Below are 13,334 nucleotides of genomic sequence, written 5' to 3'. Positions count from 1 at the left end.
GCCGCCCGTGCGGGCCCGCGTCACCATGGCCGTATGACGTTCCAGGATCAGGCCGCCCAGGACCCCGAGGTCGCCGAAGCCGTCGCGGGGGAGCTGCGCCTCATGGACCCGGCCGTCCGCGTCTCCCGGGCGCTCGCCGCCGAGCTGCTCGACCCGGAGTTCGTCGAGGTCGGCGCCTCCGGCCGGCGCTGGACGTACGAGGAGATGCTCGCCGCGCTCCCCGAGATGGCCGGCGACACCGAGGGCGGGCCGCGGTACGAACCCGCCGGCTTCACCGGCAGCGCCCTCGCCCCCGGCCTCGTCCACCTCACGTACGAGACGCTCCACGGCGGCCGCAGGGCCCGTCGCAGCTCGCTCTGGCGCCGCGACCCCGCCGCGCCGGACGGTTCGCGTCTGCGGATGTACTACCACCAGGCCACGCCCGTACCCGAGTCCGGCCCTCAGCCGTAGGCGTCGGTGACGCAGTCGACCGCGCACCGTCCCTGCTCGTACCGGCGGCGCAGCGCCGCCGCCGCGTGCCGCCGCTCGACCCCGGCGTACCCGTAGCGGTCCTGTGTCGTCCGGACCACGGCCTCGACGGTGACGATCGCCGGTTCGCCCGCACCGGCGGACCTGCGGGCCACAGCGATCACGTGGTCGGCGGCCCTCTGGAGGTCCCGGGCGTACTCCCGCTGGGCCACGGACCGCGCCCGCGAGGCGGCGAACGGGCGTACCGCCCGCCCCTTCCAGCGCACCCCGGCGGTCACGAGCAGTGCACCGAACAGGACCACGAGCATCCCCACCACGGCATCGGGGTCCCACCTCATCGCCGGCCGCCTTCCCCCAGGACCAGCCCGGCCGTCCGGGCCCTCCGAGTCTAGGGCTCGGGACGCCCCTCCCGAGGCCGTGCCCGCGAGGGTGTCCGGATGTCGGCCTCCCGGCCGACGGGACGGACGAGGAGCCCGGTTCGCTCCACCGGGCGTCCCCGGCCCGGAGCACTCCGGCGGCCCGGTCCGGCGCCCCCGGTCCGGCGCCCCCGGTCCGGCGCCCCCGGACCGGAGGCCCTGGTGGTCCGGTCCGGCGTCCCCGGCGGGAGGTCCCGAGCGTCCGCTCCGGCGTCCGCCCGTTTTGATGTCGGCGGCCGGCGCGTGGTTGTGTGGCCGGTCGGCGAGAGGGGTACGGCATGGCGGGCAGGGCGTCCTTGGGGCGGGACTTCGGGTGGCTGTGGGCGGCGTACGCGGCCGGCACCCTGGGCACCTGGATCGCCTTCAACGCCTTCCCGCTGCTCGCCATCACCGTGCTGCACGAGGGCGCCGCCGAGGTCGCCGCCCTCGCCGCCGTCGGGGCCGCCGTGGGGGCGGCGGTCGCCGTGCCGCTCGGCCCCTGGGTGGAGTTCCGCCGCAAGCGGCCCGTGATGATCGCCATGGACCTCGCGCGGGGCGCGGCGCTGCTGAGCGTCGCCGCCGCCTACGCGCTCGACCGGCTCTCCTTCGTCCAGCTCCTGGCCGTCTCCGTCGTCGTCGCGGCGGCCGACATCACCTTCGGCGCCGCCTCCGGCGCCTTCCTCAAGACCCTCCTGCGGCCGGAGGACCGGCTCGTCGCCCAGGCCAGGTTCGAATCCACGACATGGACCGCGACCGTCCTGGGACCGCCGCTCGGCAGTGGCCTGGTCGCGCTGCTCGGCCCGGTGGCGGTGGTCCTGGCCGACGCCCTGAGCTACCTCCTCTCGGCGGCCGGCATCCGCGCGATCCGGGGGCGCGAGCCCCGGCCGGAGACCGCCCGCGAGAAGCGGCCACCCCTGCGCGCCGGTGATCTCCTGGCGGGCTGGCGGCACATCCTCGCCCACCCCCTGCTGCGTCCGCTGTTCCTCAACACCGTCCTGGTCAACGGCCTGATCATGGCGACCGCGCCGCTCCTCGCCGTGCTGATGCTGGGGCCGCTCGGTTTCGCCCCCTGGCAGTACGGGCTCGCCTTCGCGGTGCCCTGTGTCGGCGGACTCGTGGGCTCGCGGCTCGCCCGGCCGCTCGTGGCGCGCCACGGCCGGCACCGGGTCCTGCTGACCTCGGGGGTGCTGCGCGCGTGCTGGCCCGTCGGGCTGGTCCTCGTCCACCCCGGCACCACCGGGCTGCTGCTCGTGATGGTGGTCGAGTTCGCCCTGATCACCTGCTCGGCCGTCTTCGCCCCGGTGCTCGCCGCCCACCGCCTCGACGTGACGGCGACCGACCGGGTCGTCCGTACCCTCACCGCCTGGTCGGTCACCACGAAGGCCTCCGTCGCGGCCCTGACCGCGCTCTGGGGGCTCCTCGCCGCCGCTGTCGGGCCCCGGGCCGCCATCGGCCTCGCGGGTGTCGTGCTGCTCGCGACCCCGCTGCTCCTGCCGCGCGGGGAGCCGGCCGAGGTCACGGCGGGAGTGGGCTGAGATCAGGGGCCGCGACCACGGGCGAGTGGGCTGAGATCAGGGGGCCGCGACCACGGGCGAGTGGGCCGAGGCCTCGGGGGAGCCGTCAGGGGTCTCGGCGGGAGGCAGCGGGGAGAGCCGAGGATTGACACGTGTAAGTTCACGGTGACAGGCTTCTTCCCCGGCCTCGTGCGCCCCCGCGCAGAAGGAGCAGCACTCCATGAGCAGCACCACCGTCACCACCGCCCGAGGGCCCGTCCGGGGCGAGCGCCGCGCCGACGGCAGCCTCCGCTTCCTGGGCATCCCGTACGCGCGGCCGCCCGTCGGCGACCTGCGGTTCGCCCCTCCCGTACCGCCGGAGCCGTGGACGGAGCCGCTCGACGCCACCGCGTACGGCCCCACCGCCCAGCGCCGCCCCTTCGCCGAGGTCACCACCATTCCCGAGCCCTCGGTCCCGGGTGCCGGCATCCTCAACCTCAACGTCTTCACTCCCGGCACCGCCCCGGCCGCCGCCCTGCCCGTCCTCGTCTGGATCCACGGCGGTGGCTACGTCGCGGGCTCGGCCGCCAGCCCCTGGTACGACGGAGCCGCCTTCAACCGCGACGGCGTCGTCCTCGTCTCGGTCGGCTACCGGCTCGGCATCGAGGGCTTCCTCCACCTGGAGGACGCCCCCGACAACCGGGGCGTACGGGACTGGATCGCTGCCCTGGAGTGGGTCCGGGACAACATCGCGGCCTTCGGGGGCGACCCCGCCAAGGTCACCGTCGCCGGCCAGTCGGCGGGCGGCGGCGCCGTCCAGACCCTGCTCGCGGTCCCCGCGGCCCGGGGGCTCTTCCGTGGCGCCCTCTCCGTCTCGGGCGCCGTCCCGCGGCCCGACGGCCCCGAGGCCGGCCGCGCCGCCGCACGGCTCCTCACCTCCCGCACCGGCGTGCCCGCCACCGCCGCCGCTCTCCGCGACCTCGGCGACGACGAGATCCTCGCCCTCCAGGACCGCCTCGCCGCACCGGGCCCCGACCGCGAGGGCCTGCCGCCCCTCCTGTCCCTCGCCCCCTTCGCCGACGGCGAGCTGATCCCCCTGCCCGCCCTGGAGGCGCTCACGACGGGTGAGGCGGGCGCGGACGTGCCCCTGATGCTCGGTTTCACCGAGCACGAGTTCACGATGTTCCCCGCCCCCGGCCCGGAAGGCCCCCCGCTGCCCGTGCTGCTCGGCGGCCTCGGCCTCGACCCGGGCAGGGCGGACGCCCTCGCCGAGGCGTACGCCGAGGGCGGACCGGAGCGGATCTTCGGCCAGGCCCTGACCGACGCGACGTTCCGCGCCCCGAACCTCGCCGTCGCGGACGCCCGCGCGGAGCGCGACCGCCCCACCTGGCTCTACGAGTTCACCTGGCGCTCACCCCTCGCGGGACTCGCCTTCCACTGCCTGGACCTGCCGTTCGCCTTCGACCTCCTCGACGCCGAGGGAGTCACGGCCGTCGCCGGGGACGCGCCGCCGCGCGCGCTCGCCGACGCCCTGCACCGGGCCTGGGTCGCCTTCGTGACCGACCAGGACCCGGGCCCCGACTGGCCGCGCTACACCGCGGCCCGACGCGCCACGATGATCTGGGACGCCGAGCCACGGATCGCCCACGACCCGGTGCGCCGGGTCCGCGAACTTTGGCTCGACTGAGCGGCGACCGGCCGTCCCGGGGCGCCCGGCCCCGGGACGGCGCCGCCCGGGGCGGACCCCGTGCCGGGGCCCGGGCGGCGGGGCAGGGGAAGGCCGGGCGGCGGGGCCGGGGGAGGCTGGGACCCGGGCGGCGGGGCCGGGGAGAGCCGGGGGCCGGGCGCACCGGGCCCGTGTCACACGCTTTTCATGCGCTGTGCATGGTCCGCCGGTACGGGCGCACCGATGATCGACTGCGTGCCAGGGGCGTGACGGCAGGCCCTCGTTCGTCCCTGGCACACCCGTGCCGTCCGTCGTCGGCGCCCCGCGCGGAGCCGCCCCGCGCCCGCCTCCCCGCCCAAGGAGCCCGCCATGCCCAGCCGCCGCCGCTTCCTCGCCGGCTCCGCCGCCACCCTCGGCCTCGGCGCCCTCCCCGCGACCGCCGTCGCCGAGGCCCAGGCGGCACCGGCGCCGGCCGGGAGCGCGGCGGAGCCGACCCGTCCCCCGAACCTCGTCGTCGTGCTCGCGGACGACCTCGGACACGGCGAACTCGGCGCGTACGGCCAGAAGCTCATCTCCACCCCGCGCCTCGACGGACTCGCCGCGGAGGGGCTGCGGTTCACGGACGCGTACTCCACGGCCGCCGTCTGCGCACCCTCCCGCTGCTCGCTCCTCACCGGTCTGCACACCGGGCACGCAACCGTCCGCGCCAACCCGTCCGGGGCGCAGGGCTCCCTGACCGCCGCCGACACCACCTTCGCCCAGGTGCTCAGGGCCCGCGGGTACCGCACCGGGGTGATCGGCAAATGGGGCTTCGGACCGGAGAGCGCCGGTCAGGACAGCCACCCCAACGCCCGCGGGTTCGAGGAGTTCCACGGCTACATCGACCACGGTCACGCCCACCAGTACTACCCCGCGTACCTGTGGAACAACGGCGTCAAGGAGCCCGTCGCCGCCAACGAGGGCGGCGCCAAGGGCGCCTACGCGCCGGAGCTGCTGCGACGGCGGGCGCTCGACTTCATCGACCGTCACGCGGCCGAACCGTTCCTCCTGCTGCTGACCCCGACCGTGCCCCACGCCCCCAGCGACATCCCCGACCACGGCGCGTACGCCTCCCGGACGTGGAGCGCCGCCAACAAGGGGCACGCCGCCCAGGTGAGCCTCTTCGACGCCCTCGTCGGCGACGTCGTCGACCGGCTGCGCGCCCTCGGTCTGGAGGACGACACGATCCTCCTCGTCACCAGCGACAACGGGCCCCACGAGGAGGGCGGGGTCAACCCCGACCTGTTCGACTCCAACGGCCCGCTGCGCGGCTACAAGCGCAACCTGTACGAGGGCGGCGTCCGCGTCCCCCTCATCGCCTGGGGTCCCGGCCGGGTCCGGACCGGCACGAGCGACCGCCCGACCCCGCTCACCGACCTCCTCCCCACCCTCGCCGAACTCGGCGGCGCCCCCGCCCCCGCCGACGTGGACGGTCTGTCGGTCGCGCCCCTGCTCGCCGGTGGCGCGGACGCCGCGCGCCACGACCACCTCTACTGGTTCCGCGACGAGCGCGGTGTCACCTCCCGCGCCAACGCCCAGGACAAGCAGCGGGCCACCTGGCTGGCCGAGGCGCTGCGCAAGGACCGCTGGAAGGCCGTCCGGTTCGCGCCGGTCCGCGACCACGCCCTGCCCGACGACCAGTGGCAGGTCGAGCTGTACGACCTGGCCACCGATGCCGGCGAGAGCTCCGACCTCGCCTCCCGCCACCCCGCCCGGGTCGCCGAACTGGTCGCGCTGATGCGCTCCTCCTGGCAGGAGACGTACCCCCGGACCGCGTTCGGCACGACCCTCACCGTGCCCTCCCTCGCCGTCCCGGGCCGGCCCTTCACCGTCACCGCCGCGCTCGCCAACGGCTCCGCGCGGCCCTGGAGCGCGCCCGCCGTCACCCTGGGGGCACCCGCGGGCTGGACCGTACGGGCCACCACGGCCACCACCGCCGGACAGCTCGCCCCCGGCGGGCGGCTGACGACCGGCTGGCAGGTCACCCCGCCCGCCGGGGCCCCCGCCGCCACCCCGTGGACCCTCACCGCCGAAGGCACCGCCCTCGCCCCGGGAGGCGCCGTACGGTACGAGGACACGGGCCTCGTCACCACCCCGCCCCCGGCGCCCACCCGCGACAGCCACCTCTCCGACCTCCCCTGGATCCACGCCGTCAACGGCTGGGGCCCCGTCGAACGCGACTCCTCCAACGGCAAGAACGCCGCCGGGGACGGCACCCCCATCGCCTTCGGCGGCACCACCTACGCCAAGGGGCTCGGCGTCCACGCCCACAGCGACGTGGCGTTCCACCTCGGCGGCGCCGGGGACCGGTTCACCGCCCTCGTCGGCATCGACGACTTCTCGGCCCGCCAGAGCTCCGCCGGCGCCACCCGCGCCACGGTGTACGGCGACGACCGCGCCCTGTTCACCAGCCCCGTCCTGACCGCCGCCGGCGGCCCCGTCCCGGTGGACGTGGACGTGCGCGGCGTCCGGGTCCTGCGCCTGGAGGTGGCGGACGCCAACGCCAGGACGTCCTTCGACCACACGTCCTGGGCCCTGGCCCGCGTCACGGTCGTCCGGGGGGCGTGAGACGCCGTCAGTCCTCCGGCGGGACGCAGAGCACCGGGATCGTCGACATGTGCAGGAGCTTGTGGGGTGTCGAGCCCAGGAGGGCGCCCCGCATGGGGCTCTCGCCCCAGCTGCCCACCACGATGACCCGGGCCGCGTGGCGGGTCGCCGCGTCGATCAGGGCCTGGGCCGGCTTCTCGTCGAGCACCTCGACGACGGTCGGCACGCCCGCCCGGTCGGCCTCCGTGACCGCGTGCTCCAGACCGGTGCGGCCCGTCTGGCGAATGGCCTCGTAGTGCGAGCGGTACTCCTCGCCCGTCGGACCGGGGGCCGCCGCACCGTAGACCAGCACCAGTCGCTCGTCGAACGCGGCGGCCACCTCGACCGCGATGCGCAGCGCGCGGGCGGCGCCGGGGGACTCGTCGTAACCCAGCACGACCGACATCTCAGCGCTCCTTGCCGTGGACCATGTCGGGGTCGGCCACGCTCGGGCGTTCCTCCCAGAAGGCGGGCGACCGCAGGCGCCACACGATCATGACGATCACTCCGGTGAGGGCGATCCCGATGCCGATGACGAGCGGCGGGCCCAGACCGAACCACGACGTACCGCTGTACGAGTTCTCCGGGTCCGACATGTCGGAGACCGACCTCACCAGGAGCCAGATCAGGAGTCCGGCTCCGACCAGCGGGCCGAGGCCGATCAGCAGGAAGTTGTGGACGCTCTCCAGGAGGTGCCGCCGGTAGTAGACCGCGCAGGCGATGCCCGTGAGGGCGTAGTAGAACGAGATGAGCAGGGAGAGCGCGGTCAGCGAGTCGAAGAGGGCGTTCGTGCTGATCTGGTTCACCACGAGGTACCAGGCGATGGCGATGCCGGCGACCCACCAGGTGCTCACGTCGGGGGTGCGGAAGCGCGGGCTGATGTGTCCGTAGTGGGCGGGCAGGGCCCGGCGGCGCGCCATGGAGAGCGCCGTCCGCGAGGCCGGGATGATCGTCGTCTGGGTGGAGGCGATGGCGGAGGTCGACACGGCCAGCAGCAGGACCCAGTCCCAGCCGCCCAGGACGTCGGTGGCGAGCTGGGCGAAGATGAACTCCTCCTCGCCCGCGTTCTCCGCCAGGAACGTCGGACCGGCGTACGCGACGACCGCGAAGCCCACGGACACGTACGTGACGAGGAGGATGACGGTCGACCAGAGCCCCGCCCTGCCGGGGGCGGTCGCGGAGTCCTTGACCTCTTCGGTGAGGTTGACCGCAGATTCCCAGCCCCAGTAGATGAAGACGCCGAGCAGCAGACCGCCGGTGAGGGCCGCGCCGCCCGCGCCGAAGGGGTTGAGCCAGCCGAGGGCGGGTTCCACGGAGTCGTACGCGCTGGTGCCGTCGTACACCTTGTAGAGCGCCACGCCCACGAAGATCAGCAGGAAGGCGACCTGGGCCAGAATGAGGACGTTCTGCACCTTTGCCGACAGCTCGGTGCCGATGACGCAGACGGCCGTCATCACGAGGATCAGCAGCACGGTGAGCGACTGGCGCACGAAGGTGTTGTCCACCCAGCTGTCCAGGCCGACGGAGAGCAGCGCGAAGCTCACGGCCACGTCCGCGAGCGAGCCGACGACCAGCACGCCGGTCATCGCGATGGCCCAGCCGCCGAGCCAGCCGGCCCACGGGCCCATGGCCCGCGTGACCCAGGAGAACGTCGTACCGCAGTCCTGGTCGACCTTGTTGAGGTAGTAGAACGCCGACGCGATGAGCAGCATCGGGACGAAGGACGCGAACATCACGCCGGGCGCGTAGATCCCGGCGAGGGCGACGATCGGGCCGATGACGGCCGCGAGGGAGTACGCGGGTGACGTCGAGTTGAGCCCGATGACGAGGGCGTCGACGAAACCGATCGCATTGGCCTTCAAACCCGTGGGTCGTCCTTCGGGTGCGGCATCCTCTGCGGTCATGGGTCCCTCGATCCGGGAGAGGTATTCCTTCATCGTAGGGAGGCCCGACCCCGCCCGCACTCCGGCGACAGCATCGCGCGGCCCGCCGTACCGCACCCGTCACAGAACGGAACGACCGACGCAGAAGGAATGCGCGGACCTCACTACGGCAGCGTCGACGTCTTCCTGGAGGCCCTCACCGACGCCCGACCGGGTGACGTCCTGGTCATCGACAACGGCGGCCGCCGCGACGAGGCCTGCGTCGGCGACCTCGCGGTCCTGGAGGCCGAGGCGTCCGGTGTCGCCGGAGTCGTCGTCCGGGGCCTGCACCGGGACACCCCCGACCTGGTCGGGATCGGGCTGCCCGATTTCTCGTACGGCCGCCACGCGCCCGGCCCCGTCCGCCTCGACCCCCGGGACCCGGACGCGCTGCACACGGCGCAGTTCGGCGCGCACGAGGTGACCGCCGCCGACGTCGTGTTCGCCGACGACGACGGCGTGCTCTTCGTGTCGGCCGCCCGGGTGACGGAGGTGCTGGAGACCGCCCGCGCCCTGTTCCGCACCGAGCGCGAACAGGCCCGTCGCATCAGGGCGGGGGACACGCTCCGCGCCCAGACCCGGTTCGACGCGCAACTGGCGGGCCGCGCCGAGGACCCCTCGTACACCTTCCGGCGGCATCTGCGCCGGATCGGCGGCGCGATCGAGGAGTGATCCCCGGTCCCCGGTGGGCGGGGATCAGCCCTCGAAGCCGACCGTGCCGTCCGGCAGGATCGCCTCCACGCGGGCGCCGTGCTCCACGGTCCGGCTCACCGTGCAGAACTTCTCGTGCGTCAGACGCACCCCACGGGCGAACACCTCGGCGGCCTTGGGGTTGTTGTCCGGCAGCTCGAACTCGTAGCTGACCCGGATCCGGCCCACCCGGCCGTCGTCCTCGGGACCCGACACCGACTCCACCACGATCCTCAGGTCGTCGTGGTCCACGGCCCGGGCGGTCCGGTCGACGACGAGACCACCGCAGCCGCCCATCGCGGCGAGCAGCAACTCCACGGGCGTGAACGAGGGCTGCGCGTCGGCGTCGTCGGCGGCGGCCATCCGCACCTCCGCGCCCCGGTCGTTGCGGGCGGTCCAGTTCCGGTACCCGGTGCGTACGGTCTCGATCCGGTAGTCGGCCATGGCGGCGGTCTCCTTCGTCGTGGTGTGCGTGCTCGTACGGTACGACCGTCCACCCGGACCACCCCACGACACCCGCCCACCCGAACGAACGCGCCGCTCCTCGAACCGGTCGAAGACGCCCACGAACGACGCCCGCGCGCACCCGGCCGGGTGCGCGCGGGATCCGCGTCCGTGGCGGCCCCGGGGATCTCCGGGCCGGCGCGTCTGAGTACCCCGTCCGCACGGCTGAGTACGCCGACCGATGCGCCGCCCGGCCACCCGCTGCTGGACTGTGACCATGACCTCCGAAGCCGGGCGCAGCCGCTCCCTCCAGCACGTCACCGCCACCGGCACGGCACTCGCCGTCGCCCTCGGCCCGCTGGTGATCGGCGCCCTGCTCGCCCGGTCGGTGGGCGGGGACCCGATGGTCTCCGTCAACGCCCTGATCGCGGGCGGCGGCCAGCGGGCCCGGATCTCCCGGGCGCAGCTCCGCTCGGGCGCCCGGCTCCGTCCCCGCGCCCGGTCGTCGGTCCGCCCGCCCCTGCGCTCCCGTACGGCTCCGTTCCCCCGCCGGTCCGGCTCGGTCGAGCGGCCGGCGAGCCTCCGCCGGCCGTGGACCGCGGCCGGCCGGCGCCGGTCGGCCGGGACCTGACGTCACCGGTCCGAACGGCCCCCCGCCGCAACCCGGATGAGCGATGATCGACGCATCCGAGCAGAGCCCGGGGCGCAGCGCCGGACCAGGACGAAGGGCACACCGCATGGCCAGGCGGCACCGCGTGCGCGACGACCACCCCACGAGCGGCACCGGGGACGGAGCCGGCACCAGCCGCCGCCGCTTCCTCGGGTACGTCCTCGCCGCACCCACCCTCACCGTCGCCGCCCAGCTCGGCGCCGAGGCCCTCGCCCCGCGCCCGGCCGCCGCCGCGGCCCCGGCGCTCGTCCCCTCACCGCCGGGACCGGCCGAACTCCTCGACCTCAACGAGCTGCTCACCCTCGCGGCCCTGCCCACCAGCCACCTCATCACCATCCGCCTCGACACGGACGGCACCGCCCACTTCGCCCTGCCGCGCGCCGAGGTCGGACAGGGCGTCACCACCTCCAGCGCCATGATCGTGGCCGAGGAGCTCGACCTGCCCCTCGACAAGGTGCGGGTGACGCTCGCCGACGCCCGCCCCGAGCTGCTCTTCAACCAGCTGACCGGCGGCTCCAACACCACCTACTCCACCTACACCCCGATCCGCGTCGCCGCCGCCGTCGCCCGGGGCAGGCTCCTGCGCGCCGCCTCCCTGGTGCTCGGCGAGGCCGTCTCCACCCTCACCACCAAGGCCGGCGCCGTCGTCTCCCCGGCCGGGGCGCTGCTCGGCTACGGCGAACTCGCCGTGAAGGCCGCCGCCCTCTCCGACACCGCCGTCGCGGTCACCCTCAAGGACCGCGCCCGCTTCCGTGTCATCGGCACCGGGCAGCGCCGTGTGGACGCCCTCGACGCGGTCACCGGCCGCAAGAGGTTCGCGATGGACCTCCAGGTCCCGGACGCCCTGCCCACCATGGTCTGCCGGCCGCCCACCATCAACGGCACGGTCCGGTCCGTCGCCAACCTCGACGAGGTCCGGGCCATGCCCGGCGTCACCGACGTCGTCACCGTCTCCACCGGCGTCGCCGTCCGCGGCCGCACCTTCGGCCAGTGCATCGACGCCGTGCGCGCCCTGCGGGTCGACTGGGGGCCCGGCACCGCCGAGGGCGCCTCCGACGCCACCGTCCTCGCCGAGCTCCGCAGGGCCGAACTCCCCCTGGTGGTGCCGCCGCTGCCGCTCCTCACCAAGGCGGTCGACGCCCGCTTCACCTTCCACTTCGCGAGCAACGCCGCCCTGGAGACCAACTGCGCGATCGCCGACGTCCGGGCGGACTCCGCGGAGATCTGGGCCTCGCTCAAGGCCCCGATCGTCGCGCGGGAGCAGATCGCCGTCGCGCTCGGCCTGCCCGTCTCCGCCGTCCGCGTCCACGTCACCGAGGGCGGCGGCTCCTTCGGCCGCAAGCTCTTCCACGACGCCGCCCACGAGGCCGCCGAGGTCTCCCGGGCCATGGGCAAGCCGGTCAGACTGATGTGGCACCGCACCGACGACTTCCGCCAGGGCCGTACGCACCCGATGTCCACCTCACGGGTCCGCGCCACGTACACGCTCGGCGAGGTCCTCACCTACGAGCAGCGCCACACCTCCGTGGCCACCGACTTCGGCCACGGCATCGGCGAGCTCCTCACGGCGGAGGCGGCCCGGCTGCCCGTCGCCGATCTCACCTTCTCCCAGACGATGTTCCAGCTCACCCAGATCAGCCCCTACCACTTGGGCGTCACCACCCAGCTGCTCTCCGAGACCGACAAGGGCTTCAACACCGGGTCCATGCGCAACATCTACTCGCCCAACGTGCGCTGCGCCCAGGAGCTCGTCATGGACGAACTGGCCAGGCGCACGGGCCAGGACGGGTACGCGATGCGCCGCCGCCTGATGAAGGACCCGCGGGCCCGCGCCGTACTCGACAAGGTCGCCGAGGCGGGGGAGTGGGGGCGGACCATGCCCGCCGGCACCGCCCAGGGCATCGCCGTCCACACCGAGTACCACTCCGCCGTCGCCATGCTCGCCGAGATCGACTGCCGTCCCGCCACCACCGGGCGGCAGATCCCCGGCGCGGTCACCGGGCCCCGGGTGACCAAGGTGGTCTGCGCCGTCGACGTCGGCCTCGCCGTCAACCCGCGCGGCCTGGAGGCCCAGATGATGGGCGGCATCTCCGACGCCATCGCCCTCACCCTGACGTCCGGCCTCCACCTGCGCGACGGACACTTCCTCGAAGGCAGCTGGGACCAGTACTTCTACACCCGGCAGTGGAACACCCCGCCCGAGCTGGAGATCATCGTGATGCCCCCGACCGGCGAGCAGCCCGGCGGCGCGGGGGAGCTGGCCGTCGCCGGCGCCATGGCCGCCGTCGCCTGCGCCTACGGCCGGGCCACCGGCACGATGCCGACGGTCTTCCCCGTCAACCACGCCGACCCGCTCGCCTTCACCCCGCTGCCGACCGTCCCGCCCGTCCCCGCCTCGCCCACCGACGGCCGCGACCGCGCCCTCTGAGCTCTCCGAGACCTGGAGTACCCGTGCCTCAGCACACCTTCATCCTGAACGGCAGGGCCGTCACCGCCGATGTCGAGGGCGACGTCCGGCTCCTCTGGGTCCTGCGTGACGTCCTCGGCGTCACCGGGCCCAAGTACGGCTGTGGGGTCGGCGTCTGCCGTGCCTGTACGAGCCACCTCAACGGCAGGGCGTTCACGCCCTGCGCCGTACCGGTCGAAGACCTCGGCCCGCAGGACGAGGTCACCACCATCGAGGGACTCCCCGACACCGTCGGCGGCGACCTCCACCCGATGCAGGAGGCCTGGCTGGACCTCGACGTCGCCCAGTGCGGCTTCTGCCAGCCCGGTCAGATCATGACCGCCGTGGCGGAGGTCCGCCGCGCCAGGGCGGCCGGCCGGGAGATCACCGAGGCCGACCTCGACACGATCCGCAACATCTGCCGGTGCGGCACCTACCACCGCATCCGCCAGGCCGTCCTGGAGGGCGCCCGCAGGATGGAGTGACCCCGGAGTCCGTCCGCCCCACCGTCCGCC

The 13,334-nt window shown here is 74.6% G+C and carries 12 protein-coding genes; 8 read left to right on the top strand and 4 right to left on the bottom strand.

What is annotated here, in order from left to right; all coding sequences use genetic code 11:
- Positions 1-33: 33 nt before the first annotated feature.
- Positions 34-450: a nuclear transport factor 2 family protein gene (locus ABT129_RS20280; protein WP_351903079.1), complete on the top strand. Its 417-nt coding sequence runs from the start codon at positions 34-36 to the stop codon at positions 448-450.
- On the opposite strand, the gene ABT129_RS20275 is transcribed toward ABT129_RS20280, so the two are convergent.
- Positions 441-806: a hypothetical protein gene (locus ABT129_RS20275; RefSeq protein ID WP_351903076.1), complete on the bottom strand. Its 366-nt coding sequence runs from the start codon at positions 804-806 to the stop codon at positions 441-443. The genes ABT129_RS20280 and ABT129_RS20275 overlap by 10 nt on opposite strands.
- Before the next feature lie 356 nt (positions 807-1,162).
- Between ABT129_RS20275 and ABT129_RS20270 the strand changes: the two genes are divergently transcribed.
- From ABT129_RS20270 to ABT129_RS20260, 3 genes are all read left to right on the top strand, one after another.
- On the top strand, positions 1,163-2,398 hold the full coding sequence (locus ABT129_RS20270; protein WP_351903073.1) for an MFS transporter: 1,236 nt from the start codon (positions 1,163-1,165) through the stop codon (positions 2,396-2,398).
- A 199-nt stretch (positions 2,399-2,597) separates the two neighbouring features.
- Complete coding sequence (locus tag ABT129_RS20265; protein WP_351903070.1) at positions 2,598-4,043, top strand: carboxylesterase/lipase family protein; 1,446 nt, start codon at positions 2,598-2,600, stop codon at positions 4,041-4,043.
- 348 nt (positions 4,044-4,391) lie between these two features.
- On the top strand, positions 4,392-6,629 hold the full coding sequence (locus tag ABT129_RS20260) for a sulfatase family protein (protein WP_351903067.1): 2,238 nt from the start codon (positions 4,392-4,394) through the stop codon (positions 6,627-6,629).
- Between the two features lie 7 nt (positions 6,630-6,636).
- Here the strand turns inward: ABT129_RS20260 and ABT129_RS20255 are convergent, their stop codons facing one another.
- Positions 6,637-7,053, bottom strand: coding sequence for a universal stress protein (locus ABT129_RS20255; RefSeq protein WP_351903064.1), 417 nt, complete (start codon positions 7,051-7,053; stop codon positions 6,637-6,639).
- 1 nt (position 7,054) lies between these two features.
- The gene (locus tag ABT129_RS20250) at positions 7,055-8,551 is read right to left on the bottom strand and encodes an APC family permease (protein WP_351903061.1); all 1,497 of its coding nucleotides are present in this window, start codon (positions 8,549-8,551) and stop codon (positions 7,055-7,057) included.
- A 129-nt stretch (positions 8,552-8,680) separates the two neighbouring features.
- Between ABT129_RS20250 and ABT129_RS20245 the strand changes: the two genes are divergently transcribed.
- Complete coding sequence (locus ABT129_RS20245) at positions 8,681-9,241, top strand: RraA family protein (RefSeq protein ID WP_351903058.1); 561 nt, start codon at positions 8,681-8,683, stop codon at positions 9,239-9,241.
- A 24-nt stretch (positions 9,242-9,265) separates the two neighbouring features.
- Here the strand turns inward: ABT129_RS20245 and ABT129_RS20240 are convergent, their stop codons facing one another.
- Positions 9,266-9,703: an OsmC family protein gene (locus tag ABT129_RS20240; protein WP_056564110.1), complete on the bottom strand. Its 438-nt coding sequence runs from the start codon at positions 9,701-9,703 to the stop codon at positions 9,266-9,268.
- A 277-nt stretch (positions 9,704-9,980) separates the two neighbouring features.
- Between ABT129_RS20240 and ABT129_RS20235 the strand changes: the two genes are divergently transcribed.
- The 3 genes from ABT129_RS20235 (at position 9,981) to ABT129_RS20225 (ending at position 13,304) form a co-directional block, all read left to right on the top strand.
- Positions 9,981-10,334 (top strand): hypothetical protein, encoded by a 354-nt coding sequence (locus ABT129_RS20235; RefSeq protein WP_351903054.1) that lies wholly within the window; start codon positions 9,981-9,983, stop codon positions 10,332-10,334.
- Between the two features lie 106 nt (positions 10,335-10,440).
- Complete coding sequence (locus ABT129_RS20230; protein ID WP_351903051.1) at positions 10,441-12,801, top strand: molybdopterin cofactor-binding domain-containing protein; 2,361 nt, start codon at positions 10,441-10,443, stop codon at positions 12,799-12,801.
- Positions 12,802-12,824: 23 nt separating this feature from the next.
- Complete coding sequence (locus ABT129_RS20225) at positions 12,825-13,304, top strand: (2Fe-2S)-binding protein (RefSeq protein WP_351903048.1); 480 nt, start codon at positions 12,825-12,827, stop codon at positions 13,302-13,304.
- The last annotated feature ends 30 nt before the right edge of the window (positions 13,305-13,334 follow it).

Source organism: Streptomyces sp. NPDC002057 (genome assembly GCF_040296665.1).
Lineage (GTDB): Bacteria > Actinomycetota > Actinomycetes > Streptomycetales > Streptomycetaceae > Streptomyces.
Note: the sequence above shows the minus strand (reverse complement) of the source record. Positions and strands in the feature narration are given on the sequence as shown.

Coding starts and splice junctions, on each gene's coding strand:
- ABT129_RS20280 (WP_351903079.1), top strand. CDS start 34: ATGACGTTCCAGGATCAGGCCGCCCAGGACCCCGAGGTCGCCGAAGCC.
- ABT129_RS20275 (WP_351903076.1), bottom strand. CDS start 806: ATGAGGTGGGACCCCGATGCCGTGGTGGGGATGCTCGTGGTCCTGTTC.
- ABT129_RS20270 (WP_351903073.1), top strand. CDS start 1,163: ATGGCGGGCAGGGCGTCCTTGGGGCGGGACTTCGGGTGGCTGTGGGCG.
- ABT129_RS20265 (WP_351903070.1), top strand. CDS start 2,598: ATGAGCAGCACCACCGTCACCACCGCCCGAGGGCCCGTCCGGGGCGAG.
- ABT129_RS20260 (WP_351903067.1), top strand. CDS start 4,392: ATGCCCAGCCGCCGCCGCTTCCTCGCCGGCTCCGCCGCCACCCTCGGC.
- ABT129_RS20255 (WP_351903064.1), bottom strand. CDS start 7,053: ATGTCGGTCGTGCTGGGTTACGACGAGTCCCCCGGCGCCGCCCGCGCG.
- ABT129_RS20250 (WP_351903061.1), bottom strand. CDS start 8,551: ATGACCGCAGAGGATGCCGCACCCGAAGGACGACCCACGGGTTTGAAG.
- ABT129_RS20245 (WP_351903058.1), top strand. CDS start 8,681: ATGCGCGGACCTCACTACGGCAGCGTCGACGTCTTCCTGGAGGCCCTC.
- ABT129_RS20240 (WP_056564110.1), bottom strand. CDS start 9,703: ATGGCCGACTACCGGATCGAGACCGTACGCACCGGGTACCGGAACTGG.
- ABT129_RS20235 (WP_351903054.1), top strand. CDS start 9,981: ATGACCTCCGAAGCCGGGCGCAGCCGCTCCCTCCAGCACGTCACCGCC.
- ABT129_RS20230 (WP_351903051.1), top strand. CDS start 10,441: ATGGCCAGGCGGCACCGCGTGCGCGACGACCACCCCACGAGCGGCACC.